Origin of the sequence: Pseudomonas sp. PB103, assembly GCF_009764635.1 — a bacterium.
Classification (GTDB): Bacteria; Pseudomonadota; Gammaproteobacteria; order Pseudomonadales; family Pseudomonadaceae; genus Aquipseudomonas.
Window position 1 is genome coordinate 124,355 of record NZ_RWIL01000148.1, and the last position, 16,458, is coordinate 140,812.

General features: G+C 59.1%; 15 protein-coding genes and 5 tRNA genes. 13 read left to right on the top strand and 7 right to left on the bottom strand.

Annotated elements, in window-relative coordinates; all coding sequences use genetic code 11:
- Positions 1-4 precede the first annotated feature (4 nt).
- The gene (locus tag EJA70_RS26405; protein ID WP_158834746.1) at positions 5-838 is read left to right on the top strand and encodes an arylamine N-acetyltransferase; all 834 of its coding nucleotides are present in this window, start codon (positions 5-7) and stop codon (positions 836-838) included.
- On the opposite strand, the gene EJA70_RS26410 is transcribed toward EJA70_RS26405, so the two are convergent.
- Positions 835-1,155 (bottom strand): BrnA antitoxin family protein, encoded by a 321-nt coding sequence (locus EJA70_RS26410; RefSeq protein ID WP_008083030.1) that lies wholly within the window; start codon positions 1,153-1,155, stop codon positions 835-837. The genes EJA70_RS26405 and EJA70_RS26410 overlap by 4 nt on opposite strands.
- Before the next feature lie 3 nt (positions 1,156-1,158).
- Positions 1,159-1,443 carry a BrnT family toxin gene (locus tag EJA70_RS26415; protein WP_008083028.1) on the bottom strand — a complete coding sequence of 95 codons (285 nt, stop codon included), beginning with the start codon at positions 1,441-1,443 and terminating at the stop codon, positions 1,159-1,161.
- Between the two features lie 254 nt (positions 1,444-1,697).
- On the opposite strand from EJA70_RS26415, the gene EJA70_RS26420 reads away from it, so the two are divergent.
- Positions 1,698-3,221, top strand: a complete 1,524-nt coding sequence (locus tag EJA70_RS26420; RefSeq protein WP_158834750.1) for a nucleobase:cation symporter-2 family protein — start codon at positions 1,698-1,700, stop codon at positions 3,219-3,221.
- A gap of 200 nt (positions 3,222-3,421) precedes the next feature.
- Here the strand turns inward: EJA70_RS26420 and EJA70_RS26425 are convergent.
- Positions 3,422-3,497, bottom strand: a tRNA-Asn gene (locus EJA70_RS26425).
- Between the two features lie 220 nt (positions 3,498-3,717).
- Between EJA70_RS26425 and EJA70_RS26430 the strand changes: the two genes are divergently transcribed.
- Entirely contained in the window at positions 3,718-3,948 is a 231-nt protein-coding gene (locus EJA70_RS26430; protein WP_008083020.1) for a hypothetical protein, read from the top strand.
- Here the strand turns inward: EJA70_RS26430 and EJA70_RS26435 are convergent.
- Together EJA70_RS26435 and EJA70_RS26440 are read right to left on the bottom strand one after the other, a co-directional pair.
- Positions 3,945-4,145: a hypothetical protein gene (locus EJA70_RS26435; protein WP_008083017.1), complete on the bottom strand. Its 201-nt coding sequence runs from the start codon at positions 4,143-4,145 to the stop codon at positions 3,945-3,947. The genes EJA70_RS26430 and EJA70_RS26435 overlap by 4 nt on opposite strands.
- Before the next feature lie 229 nt (positions 4,146-4,374).
- The gene (locus EJA70_RS26440; protein WP_158834753.1) at positions 4,375-5,571 is read right to left on the bottom strand and encodes an amino acid aminotransferase; all 1,197 of its coding nucleotides are present in this window, start codon (positions 5,569-5,571) and stop codon (positions 4,375-4,377) included.
- A gap of 337 nt (positions 5,572-5,908) precedes the next feature.
- Here EJA70_RS26440 and uvrB point away from each other — a divergent pair, with 337 nt between their 5' ends.
- Positions 5,909-7,924 (top strand): excinuclease ABC subunit UvrB, encoded by a 2,016-nt coding sequence (uvrB, locus tag EJA70_RS26445; RefSeq protein ID WP_008083013.1) that lies wholly within the window; start codon positions 5,909-5,911, stop codon positions 7,922-7,924.
- Positions 7,925-8,063: 139 nt separating this feature from the next.
- Here uvrB and EJA70_RS26450 read toward each other — a convergent pair whose 3' ends face one another.
- Positions 8,064-9,554 (bottom strand): MDR family MFS transporter, encoded by a 1,491-nt coding sequence (locus tag EJA70_RS26450; RefSeq protein ID WP_178117000.1) that lies wholly within the window; start codon positions 9,552-9,554, stop codon positions 8,064-8,066.
- A gap of 49 nt (positions 9,555-9,603) precedes the next feature.
- Positions 9,604-10,653: an HlyD family secretion protein gene (locus tag EJA70_RS26455; protein ID WP_158834759.1), complete on the bottom strand. Its 1,050-nt coding sequence runs from the start codon at positions 10,651-10,653 to the stop codon at positions 9,604-9,606.
- A gap of 228 nt (positions 10,654-10,881) precedes the next feature.
- Here EJA70_RS26455 and gltX point away from each other — a divergent pair, with 228 nt between their 5' ends.
- From gltX to EJA70_RS26500, 9 genes are all read left to right on the top strand, one after another.
- On the top strand, positions 10,882-12,363 hold the full coding sequence (gene gltX, locus EJA70_RS26460) for a glutamate--tRNA ligase (protein WP_158834761.1): 1,482 nt from the start codon (positions 10,882-10,884) through the stop codon (positions 12,361-12,363).
- Positions 12,364-12,619: 256 nt separating this feature from the next.
- Positions 12,620-12,695, top strand: a tRNA-Ala gene (locus EJA70_RS26465).
- Between the two features lie 80 nt (positions 12,696-12,775).
- Positions 12,776-12,851: transfer RNA gene (locus EJA70_RS26470), tRNA-Glu, on the top strand.
- A 53-nt stretch (positions 12,852-12,904) separates the two neighbouring features.
- Positions 12,905-12,980, top strand: a tRNA-Ala gene (locus EJA70_RS26475).
- Positions 12,981-13,059: 79 nt separating this feature from the next.
- A tRNA-Glu gene (locus tag EJA70_RS26480) sits at positions 13,060-13,135 on the top strand.
- A 180-nt stretch (positions 13,136-13,315) separates the two neighbouring features.
- Positions 13,316-13,855, top strand: a complete 540-nt coding sequence (locus tag EJA70_RS26485; protein ID WP_008083008.1) for a TetR/AcrR family transcriptional regulator — start codon at positions 13,316-13,318, stop codon at positions 13,853-13,855.
- 30 nt (positions 13,856-13,885) lie between these two features.
- Positions 13,886-14,719, top strand: coding sequence for an alpha/beta fold hydrolase (locus EJA70_RS26490; protein ID WP_008083003.1), 834 nt, complete (start codon positions 13,886-13,888; stop codon positions 14,717-14,719).
- A gap of 45 nt (positions 14,720-14,764) precedes the next feature.
- Positions 14,765-15,202 carry a thioesterase family protein gene (locus EJA70_RS26495; protein WP_158834764.1) on the top strand — a complete coding sequence of 146 codons (438 nt, stop codon included), beginning with the start codon at positions 14,765-14,767 and terminating at the stop codon, positions 15,200-15,202.
- 187 nt (positions 15,203-15,389) lie between these two features.
- Positions 15,390-16,349 carry a tRNA-dihydrouridine synthase gene (locus EJA70_RS26500; RefSeq protein ID WP_158834767.1) on the top strand — a complete coding sequence of 320 codons (960 nt, stop codon included), beginning with the start codon at positions 15,390-15,392 and terminating at the stop codon, positions 16,347-16,349.
- Positions 16,350-16,458 lie beyond the last annotated feature (109 nt).

Sequence of the window (16,458 nt, forward strand, 5' to 3'; positions counted from 1 at the left end):
AGCAATGAGCGAGCCACGCCTGACGAATCTGAAACTGTACCTGCAACGCCTGGGGTTTGCTGCGCCGCCGGCACCGACCCTGGAAACGCTGCGGCAATTGCAGTGGCGCCACACCGGCGCATTCCCGTTTGAAAATCTGGCGACGATCACCGGGGCGCCGGTACTGATCGATCTGCCGTCCATTGAAGAGAAAGTCTTGCTCGGTGGTCGCGGCGGCTACTGCTATGAACTGAACCAGCTGTTTTTTGCCTTGTTGCTTGAGCTGGGCTTCGACGCACGCGCCATCAGCGGGCGCGTAGTGATGAATCAGCCGGAAGGCAGCTGGACGGCGCGCACGCACCGCCTGACGCTGGTGACCCTCGACGACGTGCGTTACATCACTGACGTCGGTTTCGGCGGCATGGTACCCACCGCGCCGCTGCTTCTCGATACCGAGGCAGAACAAACCACCCCGCACGAACCCTATCGCATCGAAAAACAAGCGGATGGCTACATGCTGCGCGCCAACGTCGCGGGCGAATGGCGGCCGATGTACTTGTTCGATCTGCAACGCCAGGAAGACATCGATTTCACCATCGGCAACTGGTACGTCTCGGCCCATCCCGACTCTCCGTTTACCCAACGTCTGATGGCGGCGCGTACCGGTGATGGCTGGCGCAAAACCCTCAACAACGGCAGTTTCGCCCTCCATCGCATGGGGGCGAGCAGCGAGCGGCGCGAAATCACCGAGGTGGCGGCATTGATCGAATTGCTGGAACAGGAATTCGACATTCACCTGCCGGACTTGCCGCAGGCACGGCATTCCCTCGAGCGAATGATCGTACCGGTTAAAGCCTAAGGCTTCGCGTCCGGCTCCAGCACCCGGCGAATTTCCACGGCCGCTGCCGACAATCTTTTTTCAAGACTCTTCAGGTCGGCGGCGGTAATGCCTTTGCTGAATTGCAGCGGATCGTCCTGATCGTGCTTTTCAGCATCGAGCAAAGCATGGCGCAGCGTGTTGTTGATCACCGTCTGATAACCAAACCCTTCGTTCTCCGCCACCGTGCGCGCGGCGTCGATAACAGCATCGTCGAGCATGATGGTGATGCGGGTTTTGCCCTTGGTGGACGCCACAGCGCCGCGTTTGCCCTGGGAGAAGTCATATTCGTCTTTCATCGGTCAAGCCTCCAGAAAATAGACGCAACGTTCGCTCGGTGTGGCGACACGTGCAGAAATGATTCGAACGACATTCGGCTCGCGATAGCTGTAAGCAACGACCAGCAAGCGTCCCTTGGCGTCGAGACCGAGGGTGATCCAGCGTTGTTCGTCGTGGTCGTTGTCTTCAACGGTTATTGCTCGTTCGTCGTAAAAGACCGCTTCGGTCTCGGCGAGGCTGATGCCCCTGTGCTTGAGTTTGTTGGCTGCGTTCTTGCTTTTGTCGAACTGAATATCGATTAACTGCATTATGCATACTTTATATGTATAAAAAAGAGCGAGCCCGCACCGTCGGTCGCCATGAATCGTTCAGCGTAGTGGGGGCGGGCGAAGAAGCCGGAGGGGATGTGTTGCCGGATTTGTGGGCGATGGGAGCAGCGGGCTAGAAGCTTGGGTGGCTAACTATCCATTTTGTGACTGGTAAGTTGTATACAACTCTATGGACATTTGTCCCGAGTATTGAATACAGTGTGCGCATAACAAAAACCAGGGAACCCCCCACCATGAAAACGCCCCATGTTTCACACCAACGGCCCGAGGACGAAAATCTCGGGGTCGGCGCGAATATGGCTTACGGCCTGCAACATGTTCTGACCATGTACGGCGGTATCGTTGCGGTGCCACTGATCATCGGCCAGGCGGCCGGCCTGTCGCCGGCGGACATCGGTTTGCTGATTGCTGCTTCATTGTTTGCGGGGGGGCTGGCGACGCTGCTGCAAACCCTCGGTCTACCGTTTTTTGGCTGTCAGTTGCCGCTGGTACAGGGTGTGTCGTTTTCCGGTGTGGCGACCATGGTCGCAATCGTCAGCAGTGGCGGGGAGGGCGGCTTCCAGTCGGTGCTCGGCGCCGTGATTGCGGCGTCGCTGATCGGCTTGCTGATCACGCCAGTGTTCTCGCGCATCACCAAGTTCTTCCCGCCATTGGTTACGGGCATCGTGATCACCACCATCGGCCTGACGCTGATGCCGGTGGCCGCACGCTGGGCGATGGGCGGCAACAGCCACGCGCCGGACTTCGGCAGCATGCAAAACATCGGTCTGGCGGCAGTCACGCTGGTGCTGGTGTTGCTGCTGAGCAAGGTCGGCAGCTCGACCATCTCGCGTCTGTCGATCCTGTTGGCCATGGTGATCGGTACGATACTGGCGGTATTCCTCGGTATGGCGGACTTCTCCAACGTCACCACCGGGCCGATGTTCGGCTTCCCGACGCCGTTCCACTTCGGCATGCCGACGTTCCACTTTGCCGCGATTTTGTCGATGTGCATCGTGGTTATGGTGACACTGGTGGAAACCTCGGCGGACATCCTCGCGGTCGGTGAAATCATCGGCACCAAAGTCGATTCCAAACGCCTGGGCAATGGCCTGCGGGCAGACATGCTGTCGAGCATGTTTGCGCCAATCTTCGGTTCGTTCACCCAGAGTGCCTTCGCCCAGAACGTCGGCCTGGTGGCGGTGACTGGGATCAAGAGCCGTTACGTGGTGGCCACTGGCGGTGTGTTCCTGGTGATCCTCGGCCTGCTGCCGTTCATGGGCCGGGTTATTGCAGCGGTACCGACTTCGGTACTCGGCGGCGCCGGTATCGTGCTGTTCGGCACCGTGGCAGCGAGTGGCATTCGCACGCTGTCGAAGGTGGATTACCGCAACAACGTCAACCTGATCATCGTGGCTACCTCGATCGGTTTCGGCATGATCCCGATTGCTGCGCCGAACTTCTACGATCACTTCCCAAGCTGGTTCGCGACCATTTTCCATTCGGGCATCAGCTCGTCGGCGATCATGGCGATCCTGCTCAACCTGGCGTTCAACCACTTCACGACCGGTAACTCGGATCAGCAGTCGGTGTTTGCGGCGGCGGAAGAGCGGACTCTGCGATATCGCGATCTGGATGCGCTGCGCGAAGGCGATTACTTCAGCGACGGCAAACTGCATGACTGCGACGGCAATGAAGTGCCAGTGATCGAGCCGGATGACCATGATCATGGGCATGGCGCGCCAAAAGTGCAGGTGAAAAGCAGCGAGCATGTCTGACGGCTGCAACTGAACAGGAAAGGGCCGATCTGTAGCGCAGATCGGCCCTTTTCGTTGGTAGATCAAAAGATCGCAGCCTGCGGCAGCTCCTACATGAGAACACCAATCCCTGTAGGAGCTGCCGCAGGCTGCGATCTTTTGATGTTTTCAAGCGCCCACAAAAAAGCCCCTGAATCTTGCGATTCAGGGGCTTTGCTATTTGGCTCCACAACCTGGACTCGAACCAGGGACCCAATGATTAACAGTCATTTGCTCTACCAACTGAGCTATTGCGGAATTGGTGCGTATGTTACTGATTCGAAAAGAGAAGTCAAGCGTGAGATGTAAAAAACTGCGATTCATCAGGATGGACGGTGGTTTGTCAGCGATTGGCGGTTACCAGAATCGCAACAGAGGTCTACCATGGCCGCCCGGAAGTGGTCACACGCGCTACCGGCCATCCGCCGAAAAAGGTATGCGCCATGAACTACACAGCCCGCAAAAAACAGGTGCTCGCATGAGCATCACGCAAATCAGCCTGCCCAAAGGCGTCGGCCCGCACGCCGAAAAACTCTTCGACGCAATTACCCAAGCGAGCACCGCTGAAGAACTGAACCGCGCCGGCGGCAAGGCAGAAGGTTTCGTCCTCGGTCTGGAAAGCGCCAAAGCGATCAAGAGCCAGATCGCCGAATCGATGTATGTCGCCTATGACGATGCCGCCACCCAGCGCGCCAGCGAACTGGCCTAACTGCCGAAGGTGATGGTGCCGAGCAGCAGTTTGGCGTAAGCCGCCGTCACCGCCAGTTGTACCAGCCACAATGCCAGGCCACCGAGAAACACCCCGGCCGCGACTTGCAGTACCAGGCTTTTTTCGCGCTTGGCCGGGGTGCGAGGGATGAAATCATCCAGATCGTCACGGTCGGCGCGCAGGTTGTCGTTTTTCATTTAGGTTTCTCGCAAATTTCGCAGGTTGACTCAAAACCTGTAGGAGCAGAGCTTGCTCGCGAAGGCGTCTGGTCAGTCGCCATCATCATTGGCTGAACCACCGCTATCGCGAGCAAGCTTTGCTCCTACAATTTGGATTTGTGTGCAGTTTAGAGGGAATGTTGCATTCCTTCGGACAAATAAAAAACGGGAAGCCCCAAGGCTTCCCGTTTTTCGTCACGCGGCGTTATCAGATGACCTGAACGATCGCGTCCGTCACAGCCTTGATGTTGCTCTGGTTCAGCGCTGCCACGCAGATGCGGCCGGTATCCAGTGCGTAGATGCCGAACTCGTTACGCAGGCGATGCACTTGTTCAGTGGTCAGGCCCGAGTAGGAGAACATGCCGCGCTGACGACCGACGAAGCTGAAATCGCGGCCCGGTGCTTTCTCAGCCAGCAGATCAACCATCTGGGTACGCATGCCGCGAATGCGCAGACGCATTTCGGCCAGCTCGGCTTCCCACTGCGCACGCAGTTCCGGGCTGTTCAACACCGCAGCAACGATGCTTGCACCGTGAGTCGGCGGGTTGGAGTAGTTGGTGCGGATCACGCGTTTGACTTGCGACAGCACGCGCGCGCTTTCTTCTTTCGATTCGCTGATGATCGACAGGGCGCCAACGCGCTCGCCGTACAGCGAGAACGACTTGGAGAACGAGCTCGAGACGAAGAAAGTCAGGCCGGATTCAGCGAACAGGCGCACAGCAGCGGCGTCTTCGTCGATACCGTCGCCGAACCCCTGGTAAGCCATGTCGAGGAAAGGCACGTGACCTTTGGCCTTGACCACTTCCAGCACGTTGTTCCAGTCCGCCGGGGTCAGGTCGACGCCGGTCGGGTTGTGGCAGCAAGCGTGGAGGATGATGATCGAGCCGTTCGGCAGAGCGTTGAGGTCTTCGAGCATGCCGGCACGGTTAACGTCGTGGGTGGCAGCGTCGTAGTAACGGTAGTTCTGCACCGGGAAACCAGCGGTTTCGAACAGCGCGCGGTGGTTTTCCCAGCTCGGGTCGCTGATCGCCACAACGGCGTTCGGCAGCAATTGCTTGAGGAAGTCGGCACCGATTTTCAGGGCGCCAGTACCGCCGACGGCCTGAGTGGTGATGACGCGACCGGCGCTGATCAGCGGCGAGTCATTGCCGAACAGCAGCTTTTGCACGGCCTGGTCGTAGGCAGCGATGCCATCGATCGGCAGGTAACCGCGCGAAGCGTGTTGAGCAGCGCGAACGGTTTCGGCTTCGATCACGGCGCGCAGAAGTGGAATTCGCCCCTCTTCGTTGCAGTACACGCCAACGCCCAGGTTGACCTTGGTGGTCCGGGTATCGGCGTTGAATGCTTCGTTGAGGCCCAGGATTGGATCGCGGGGTGCCATTTCGACAGCGGAGAACAGGCTCATTATTACGGCGGCTCTGAATGGAGTGTGGAGGGACGTGTCGCGCTCCAGCCGAATGCACTAGAGCGGTGCACAAACGGGGAGCTAGTATAGAGGCCATTACTGAGCGATGGCGACAGGCGAATCGGCTTTTACAGCAAGTTTTTCCGATTATTTCTTGACCGTTAGTCGATTGGCCATGTCAGAGTCTTTACCGGATGTAGGACGTTTGCCTTGAAAGGTGAGGCAATCGCCACCACATTGAGCACAATCCAGGTTTTTTCTTGCGCGACACCGGTCGTTTGCGGTCGTCCCCGTGGTGCTCCGCTTTGCTCGGAATGCCGCGATCCCAGAGGTGTATATGTCCGAATTCCAGCTCGTCACTCGCTTCGAGCCCGCCGGCGACCAGCCGGAAGCCATTCGCCAATTGGTCGAGGGCATCGAAGCCGGCCTGGCGCACCAGACGCTGCTCGGTGTGACCGGCTCGGGCAAGACCTTCAGCATCGCCAATGTCATCTCGCAGATTCAGCGTCCGACGCTGGTGCTGGCGCCGAACAAAACCCTGGCTGCGCAGTTGTATGGCGAGTTCAAGGCGTTCTTCCCGAACAACGCTGTCGAATACTTCGTTTCCTACTACGACTACTACCAGCCTGAAGCCTATGTGCCGTCGTCCGACACCTTCATCGAGAAGGACGCGTCGATCAACGACCACATCGAGCAAATGCGCCTGTCCGCGACCAAAGCCTTGCTGGAACGAAAAGACGCGATCATCGTCACCACGGTGTCGTGCATTTACGGTCTCGGTAGCCCGGAAACTTATCTGAAGATGGTCTTGCACGTCGATCGCGGCGACAAACTCGATCAGCGTGCGCTGCTGCGCCGTCTGGCCGACTTGCAATACACCCGCAACGATATGGATTTTGCCCGTGCGACCTTCCGTGTTCGCGGCGACGTGATCGACATTTATCCGGCGGAATCCGATCTGGAAGCGATTCGCATCGAGCTGTTCGATGACGAAGTCGAAAGCATTTCCGCGTTCGACCCGCTGACCGGCGAAGTCATCCGCAAGATGCCACGCTTCACCTTCTACCCGAAGAGCCACTATGTGACGCCACGGGAAACCCTGCTCGACGCCATCGAACACATCAAGGTCGAATTGCAGGAACGCCTCGAATACCTGCGCAGCAACAACAAACTGGTCGAGGCTCAGCGCTTGGAACAGCGCACCCGTTTTGACTTGGAAATGATCCTCGAACTGGGTTACTGCAACGGCATCGAAAACTACTCGCGTTACTTGTCCGGGCGTCCGGCCGGTGCCGCGCCGCCCACCCTTTACGATTACTTGCCGGCGGATGCCTTGCTGGTGATCGACGAATCCCACGTCAGCGTGCCGCAGGTCGGCGCGATGTATAAGGGCGACCGTTCGCGTAAGGAAACCCTCGTTGAATACGGTTTCCGTCTGCCCTCTGCGCTGGACAACCGGCCGATGCGTTTTGACGAGTGGGAAGGGGTTAGCCCGCAGACCATTTTCGTCTCGGCGACGCCGGGCAACTACGAAGCCGAGCACGCTGGGCGCGTGGTCGAGCAACTGGTGCGCCCGACCGGGCTGGTCGATCCGCAGATTGAAGTGCGTCCGGCGCTGACGCAGGTCGACGATCTGCTGTCGGAAATCTCCAAGCGCGTGGCGATAGAAGAGCGCGTGCTGGTCACCACGCTGACCAAGCGCATGGCCGAAGACCTTACCGATTACCTCGCCGATCACGGTGTGCGCGTGCGTTATCTGCACTCGGATATCGACACCGTTGAGCGCGTCGAAATCATTCGCGACCTGCGCCTCGGCACGTTCGATGTGCTGGTCGGCATCAACCTTCTGCGAGAAGGTCTGGACATGCCAGAAGTGTCGCTGGTGGCGATTCTTGATGCGGACAAGGAAGGTTTCCTGCGCTCTGAACGCTCATTGATCCAGACCATTGGCCGCGCGGCGCGTAACCTCAATGGCCGGGCGATTCTCTACGCCGACCGCATGACCGGTTCGATGGAGCGGGCGATTGGTGAAACCGAGCGTCGTCGCGACAAGCAGATAGCGTTCAACCTGGAAAATGGCATCACCCCGAAAGGCGTATTCAAGGACGTCGCCGACATCATGGAAGGCGCCACCGTGCCGGGCTCGCGCAGCAAGAAGCGCAAAGGCATGGCCAAGGCTGCCGAAGAAAACGCCAAGTACGAAGCCGAATTGCGTTCGCCGAGCGAGATCACCAAGCGTATTCGTGCGCTGGAAGAGAAGATGTATCAGCTGGCACGGGATCTGGAGTTTGAAGCGGCGGCGCAGATGCGTGATGAGATTGCCAAACTGCGTGAACGCCTTTTGGCTGTTTGATTTGTGCTGTCTGGTCGGGCCTCATCGCTGGCAAGCCAGCTCCCACAAGGATTGATGGCGTACACGAAATTTGTGAACACCAAAGAAACCTGTGGGAGCTGGCTTGCCAGCGATGGGGCCAGACCAGGCACAGCAAATATCAGTGGGATTCCCCAGCCTTCAATCCTTGTGGCAATTTCTTGGTCAATAAGATCGCCAGCATGCTGACCCCCAGCGCAATCCCGACAAAGTGAAACGCATCGTTGTAGGCCATGATCGCCGCCTGCTGATGGACGATCTCACTCAGCTTGCCCAGCGCCGCCGTGTCACTGCCAAACCGGTCCGTCATCGATGCCAGGCGCTCGGCCACCTGCGGATTGGTCGGCACCACCGCCTCGCGTAAATAATCGAAGTAAGTCTTGGTGCGCGCGTCCAGCAGCGTCGCCAGCAGAGCAATGCCGATCGCACCGCCAAGGTTACGCAGAATGTTGAACAGACTCGACGCCGACCCCGCGTCCTGCGGCAGGATGTAAGCCGTGGCAATCAGGGAAATGGTCACCATGATCAACGGCTGCCCCAGCGCGCGAATGATCTGAATCTGATTGAACTGCGGCCCGGCGAAATCCGGGTTGAGCACCCCCGACGAAAAACTTGCCAGACCAAACAAGCCAAACCCGAGCGTGCACAGCCATTTTGGCGAAATGAACTTCATCAGTTTCGGCACCAGCGGAATCAAAAACAGTTGCGGCACGCCCATCCACATGATCACTTCGCCGATCTGCAGGGCGTTGTAGTTCTGGATCTGCGCCAGGTACAGCGGCAACAAATAGATCGAGCCGTACAACCCGACACCCATGCACAAACTGGAGATACTCGATAAACCAAAATTGCGATTGCGCAGAATGCCAAGGTTGATCAGCGGATTGGGTTTGGAAATCTGCACGATCACAAACGTGATCAGACTCACCAGCGCAATACTGCCCAGCGTCACGATCAGGCTCGATTCCAGCCAGTCTTTGCGATGGCCTTCCTCAAGGAAAACCTGCAAGCAACCGAGGCCGATACCCAGCGTGAGGATGCCGGTGTAGTCGGTGCTTTTCAGCAATTCCCAGTGCGCCTCTTTCTTCTCCAGCCCGTACATCAACCCGGCGATCATGATCAGCCCCGGAGGAATGTTGATGTAGAAGATGTATTCCCAACCCCAGTTTTCCGTAAGCCAGCCGCCCAGCGTCGGGCCGATGGAGGGGGCAAACGTCGCGGTCATGGCGAACATCGCCATGCCTTTGGCGCGGTGATGTTCGGGGAGTTTGATCAGGGTGAGGGTGAACGCCAGCGGGATCAGCGCGCCGCCGGTGAAGCCTTGCATGGCTCGAAAGACGATCATGCTCTCCAGGCTCCAGGCCATCGAGCACAGCAGCGAAGACACCAGAAAACCCAGCGACACCCAAACCGCTAATCGCCGCGCCGAAAGCAACTGCACCAGCCACGCGGTCAGCGGGATCATGATGATTTCCGCGACCAGATACGAAGTGGAAATCCACGAGCCTTCTTCCAGCGTCGCCGACAACGCGCCTTGAATGTCCTTCAGCGAAGAGTTGGTGATCTGGATGTCGAGCACGGCCATAAAGGCACCGAGCATTACGCTCATCACCGCGATCCAATCGCGCCGGGTCGGTTCGCCGACCGGGCGGATCAGCGAATCACCGGCCATCTTCAGGGGCGTCTTTGATGTTCACAGTCGCGGTGACTGACATGCCCGGACGGATTTTGCCGTGCAGCGGGTTATCGGCTTTGAAGGTCAGTTTCACCGGAATCCGTTGCACGACTTTGGTGAAGTTGCCGGTGGCGTTGTCCGGTGGCAGCAGGCTGAACTGCGCGCCGGATGCGGCGAACAGGCTCTCGACCCGCGCTTCGATCGGCGTGTCGCCATACGCATCGAAGGTCAGCTCGGCTTTTTGTCCCGGCTGCATATGGCCGATCTGGGTTTCCTTGAAGTTGGCCTGCACCCAGATGTCCTCGTCCGGAACGATCGACAACAGATAGGCGCCGGCCTGCACCACTTGACCGTTGCGCGCGGCACGCTGGCCAACGAGGCCGCTGATCGGTGCGTGGATTTCGCTACGGGTCAGGTTGAGTTCGGCTTGCGCAATATCGGCGTGGGCGTTGGCGATCTGTGCGTCGAGGCGTTTGATTTCAGCGTTCAGGGCGTTGACCTGCTGACGCTGACCTTGCGCGTCAGCCTGTGCTTTAGCCACTTGCGAACGAGCAATGTGGGCGTCGGCGGAGAGGGTGGTCACGCGTTCTTCGGACACGTAGCCGGGTTTGCGCAGGGTTTCGGCGCGCGACAAATCCATCTGCGAGCGGCCAAGCGTGGCCTGGGTGGTTGCCACTTGCGCATCGCTGGCGGCGATCAGGCTCGATTGCTGGGTCAGTTTGCTTTGCGCTTGCAGACGTTCGGCTTCGCGGGTGGCGAGGGCGGCATTCGCGCGGTCGACCGCCAGGCGGAAATCATTCGGTTCGAGGCGTACCAGCAATTGGCCTTTTTCCACGTGCTGATTGTCCTGCACCAGCACTTCGTCGATGCGCGCGCCCAATTGGCTCGACACACGGGTGATCTCACCCTGGACATAGGCGTTGTCGGTGCTTTCATAAAAGCGTCCCTTGAAAAACCAGTGGGCGAAGAAACCCCCGGCAATCAGCAGGACGAGCAGCAGGAAAATCAACAGGCGACGCTTGAGTTGGGCAGGCATGGGCAAACTGTAGTCGAGGAATTGTAAGGAAAGTTATCAGCGGCTGAATCTCGCACACCGCCGATAAACGGTAAATGCCCCCGCTTGATAATCGGCCATTCGCCACGGCTTACGGGCATTACAGACGCAAACTTGGCTTAAATGCCCTGCCTGCTGGAGCGGGGCGGGTGTCGCCTGTTACCATTCGCCGCTTGATTGTTTTGCTTTTCATTCTTTTCGAGACATGCCATGACCACCGTCCGCACTCGCATCGCGCCATCGCCTACCGGGGATCCCCACGTAGGTACCGCTTACATCGCATTGTTCAACTACTGCTTTGCCAAGCAGCATGGTGGTGAGTTCATCCTGCGGATCGAAGACACCGACCAGTTGCGTTCGACCCGCGAGTCCGAACAGCAGATCTTCGACGCCCTGCGCTGGTTGGGCATCGACTGGAGCGAAGGCCCGGACGTTGGCGGCCCGCACGGCCCGTATCGCCAGAGCGAGCGCGGCGACATTTACCAGAAGTACTGCCAGCAACTGGTTGAAATGGGCCACGCGTTCCCATGCTTCTGCACCGCTGAAGAGCTGGATCAGATGCGCGCCGAGCAAATGGCCCGCGGCGAAACGCCACGCTACGACGGTCGCGCGCTGCTGCTGTCGAAAGAAGAAGTCGCCGCCCGTCTGGCGGCTGGCGAGCCGCACGTGATCCGCATGAAAGTGCCGAGCGAAGGCGTTTGCGTGGTGCCGGACATGCTCCGTGGCGACGTCGAGATCCCGTGGGATCGCATGGACATGCAAGTGCTGATGAAGACCGACGGCCTGCCGACGTACTTCCTCGCCAACGTCGTTGACGATCACCTGATGGGCATTACCCATGTATTGCGCGGCGAAGAATGGCTGCCATCGGCGCCGAAACTGATTCTGCTCTACGAATACTTCGGCTGGGAGCAACCAGAGCTGTGCTACATGCCGCTGCTGCGTAACCCGGACAAGAGCAAGCTGTCCAAGCGCAAGAACCCGACCTCGGTAACCTTCTACGAGCGCATGGGCTTCATGCCCGAAGCGATGCTCAACTACCTCGGCCGCATGGGCTGGTCGATGCCGGACGAGCGCGAGAAGTTCTCGCTGCAGGAAATGGTCGACAACTTCGACCTCAAGCGCGTCTCGCTGGGCGGGCCGATCTTCGACATCGAGAAGCTGTCGTGGCTCAACGGCCAGTGGCTGCGTGATCTGCCGGTGGAAGAGTTCGCCAGCCGCTTGCAGACCTGGGCGCTGAACCCGGAATACATGATGAAGATCGCGCCGCTGGTGCAGGGCCGCGTTGAAACCTTCAGCCAGGTTGCACCGTTGGGCGGGTTCTTCTTCGCCGGTGGTGTCAACCCGGATGCCAAGTTGTTCGAATCGAAGAAGCTCTCGGGCGATCAGGTTCGTCAGTTGATGCAGTTGATCCTGTGGAAGCTGGAAAGCCTGCGTCAGTGGGAGAAGGACAACATCACCGCGACGATTCAGGCAGTGGTTGAATCGCTGGAGCTGAAACTGCGTGACGCGATGCCGCTGATGTTTGCGGCGATCACCGGTCAGGCGAGTTCGGTGTCGGTGCTCGATGCGATGGAAATCCTCGGCCCGGACCTGACCCGTTTCCGTCTGCGCCAGGCGATCGACCTGCTGGGCGGCGTGTCGAAGAAAGAAAACAAAGAGTGGGAAAAGCTCCTGGCCGCCATCGCCTGATAGCTTAACCCCCCTGTAGGAGCTGCCGAAGGCTGCGATCTTTTGATTTTGGCTTTTAAAAACCAGATCAAAAGATCGCAGCCTGCGGCAGCTCCTACAGGGGCATGCTTTATCCCAAGTCCCGGATTTTCGGGAGGAGGGCGGTAAGTGATTGTTATGCCGACGAAAAACTTTGAAAAATTTCAAAAATAAGTTTGACAGGCTTTCGATACGCCCTTAAGATTCGCCCCGTCCTCAGCGATGACATCAACGATGAGGGGCTATAGCTCAGCTGGGAGAGCGCCTGCATGGCATGCAGGAGGTCAACGGTTCGATCCCGTTTAGCTCCACCAATTTTACACTTCAAGGCCTGGCCACGCCGGCCTTGAAGCGATCAACACTCAGCGTTGATCAGTTGTATAGAAGGGTTTGCGTCCCCTTCGTCTAGTGGCCTAGGACACCGCCCTTTCACGGCGGTAACAGGGGTTCGAGTCCCCTAGGGGACGCCAGTTTTACAGAAGTGATGTTGCAAGATGTCACTCCGCCGCGAGGCGAAAAATCCGGGGCTTTAGCTCAGCTGGGAGAGCGCCTGCATGGCATGCAGGAGGTCAGCGGTTCGATCCCGCTAAGCTCCACCAATTTTACAGTTCAAGGTCTGGCCACACCGGCCTTGAATCGATCAGCACTCAGCACTGATCAGTTGTATAGAAGGTTTGTGTCCCCTTCGTCTAGTGGCCTAGGACACCGCCCTTTCACGGCGGTAACAGGGGTTCGAGTCCCCTAGGGGACGCCACGATTACCCGCTCTGCGGGATTTTATAAGGGTCATTCAATTATTGAATGGCCCTTTTGTTTGTCTGGCGTTTGGCCAATTCTCCTTTTCCTAAACTGTGCTTCAGACCAGCGGTCATATTCTTGACTTGCAGATTATTATTATGCGAATAATATTCTAGTCGTAATATTCGGAGGCAACGATGAACGATAAAAAAGCTCAAACCCGCGAACGCATCCTCAAGGCCGCCAGCTCCGCGCTGATCCAGCGTGGCCCGGCCGACCCAAGCGTGGGCGAAGTGATGGGCGCAGCCGGCCTCACGGTCGGTGGCTTCTATGCGCACTTCGAAAGCAAGGACGCGATGATGCTCGAAGCGTTCAAGCAATTGCTCGGTCGCCGCCGCGACCTGATTGCCGACATGGACAGCGAACTGACCGGCGAAGAACGTCGCGCGCTGGTCGCAGCGTTCTATCTGTCGCGCAAGCACCGTGATTCCAGTGAGGCAGCGTGCCCGATTCCTGCCTCGATCGGCGAGTTGGGGCGTTTGCCGGATTCGTTCCGCCTCGCGCTGAACGAACACTTGGAATTGATGGTTGCGCAGTTGGCGTCCAGCCCTGAGGACACCGACAAAGCCTTGGCCGACATGGCCCTGATGGTGGGTGGTCTGGCGCTCGCACGAGCACTGGGCCCGGGTGATTTATCCGATCGATTGCTGCGCGCGGCCAAGTCGGCGGTGCGTTGACCTGAAGGCAGCAGGCCTGAGGAGAGAGCGATGAACACGTTGAAGTGGGTTCGTGGCGTTAATGGCACCTTGGGCTGGATTGCACCACAACGAGTGGCGAGCAAAATGCGCTTGGCGTTCATGACGCCGCGCGCGCTGCCACTGCGCGATTGGGAGCTGCCGATGCTGGCCAGTGCCGAGCGCATCACGCTGCGCTTCGGGCTTTCGGCATTGCGCTGGGGACAAGGCCCTGCCGTGCTGCTGATGCACGGTTGGGAAGGGCGCCCCACCCAGTTCGCCGCGCTGATCACTGCGCTCGTCGATGCCGGTTATACCGTTGTTGCACTCGACGGCCCGGCCCACGGTCGCTCACCGGGACGTGAAGCCAACGTCGTCCTTTTTGCGCGCGCCATGCTTGAAGCCGCCGCCGAACTGCCGCCGCTGCAAGCCGTCATCGGCCACTCGATGGGCGGCGCCAGCGCCATGCTCGCCGTGCAATTGGGCCTTCGTACCGAAACCCTCGTCAGCATCGCTGCGCCGGCGCGAATTCTCGGTGTACTGCGCGGCTTCGCCCGCTACGTCGGTATGCCGCCCAGAGCGCGCTCCGCGTTTATCCGCCAGGTCGAGCAAGACGTCGGCATGCGCGCCGCCACGCTGGATGTCGCCCACTATCAATTGGATATGCCGGGCCTGATCGTGCATGCCGAGGACGACAATTTTGTCTCGGTCAAAGAGTCGCAACTGATCCACGAATCCTGGTTCGACAGTCGTTTGCTGCGTCTGGAAGGCGGCGGTCATCAGCGTGTGCTGGCCGACCCGCGCGTGATTGATGGCGTGTTATCACTGCTGGCCGGTCGCAGCCTTCAGGCGCGCCAATCGGCGTGAGCTCCGTTACACTGCCCCGGTTGAATAACTGACCGGGAGTGGGGCATGGGCTGGGATCGGGCAACGCCGTTTACCATTGATCTGCAAGTAGGCGCCGAGGACATCGACGGGCTGGGCCACGCCAATAACGCGGTGTACGTGACCTGGCTCGAACGCTGCGCCTGGCGCCATTCGCAGCGTCTGGGGCTGGATCTGGTCGAGTACCGGCGTCTGGATCGGGCGATGGCCGTGGTCCGTCACGAAATCGATTATCTGGCGGCCGCCTATGAGGGCGACGAACTGCAATTGGCGACCTGGATCGTCGATTGGGATCAGCGCCTGAAAATGACCCGGCATTTCCAGCTCAAGCGCCCGAGCGACAACACCACGCTGCTGCGCGCGCAAACCACCTTCGTCTGCATCGAGCTGTCCACCGGCAAGCCCAAGCGCATGCCTGCCGAATTCATCGAAGGCTACGGCCCGGCGATCCAGCTCACCGCCTGACCCGCCCTTTGCCTGGAACTCTGCTCTAACTCATGTAGGAGCTGCCGCAGGCTGCGATCTTTTGATGTTGTTTTTTTTAAGATCAAGATCAACAGATCGCAGCCTGCGGCAGCTCCTACAGGGTTTCCGCTTTATGGCGGTAATCCAGTAAACTGCGGCACGTTTTTCTCTAAGTAGTGTTTTCCCCATGCAAATTGCTCTGGCGCCCATGGAGGGGTTGGTCGACGACATCCTCCGCGACGTGCTGACCCGCGTTGGCGGCATCGATTGGTGCGTGACCGAATTCATTCGGGTCAACGATCAGTTGCTCACCCCGGCTTACTTCCACAAGTTCGGCCCCGAGCTGCTCAACGGTGCCCGCACGGCGTCCGGCGTGCCACTGCGTGTGCAATTGCTCGGTTCCGACCCGGTGTGCCTGGCGGAAAACGCTGCACTGGCCTGCGAACTCGGTTCCGAAGTGATCGACCTCAACTTCGGCTGCCCGGCCAAGACCGTGAACAAATCCCGTGGCGGCGCGGTACTGCTGAAAGAGCCGGAGCTGCTCAACCAGATCGTTGAGCACGTGCGCCGCGCGGTGCCTGCGCACATTCCGGTGACTGCGAAAATGCGCCTGGGCTTCGACAGCCCGGACGGCTCGCTGGTCTGCGCCACGGCGTTGGCCGAAGGCGGCGCCGAACACATCGTGGTGCACGCGCGAACCAAAATGGACGGCTACAAACCGCCGGCGCACTGGGAATGGATCCCGCGCGTGCAGGACGTGGTCAAGGTGCCGGTGTTCGCCAACGGCGATATCTGGAGCGTTGAAGACTGGCGTCGTTGCCGCGAAATCAGTGGCGTGGAAGACATCATGCTCGGCCGTGGTCTGGTGTCGCGCCCGGATCTGGCCAGGCAGATCGCCGCCGCGCGTGCCGGCGAAGAAGTGGTCGAGATGACCTGGGTCGAGTTGATGCCGCTGATCCAGGATTTCTGGCTGCAAGCCAAGGCGCAGATGACCGCGCGTCAATCGCCGGGCCGTTTGAAGCAATGGCTGGCGATGCTGACCCGCAATTACCCGCAAGCCACCGAACTGTTCACTGTGCTGCGTCGCGAGACCGAGCCTGATCATGTCTCGCGCTTGCTCGGTTTGCCCGTCGCCGAAGCCGCCTGATTCCGCTCGAAAAAATGCCCCGATACGTCGGGGCTTTTTTATGGGCGCTGCACACCGGCTTTGCCGCACGGCAGCGCTTTCTCTACAATCCGCCGCAGTTTTGCCGACC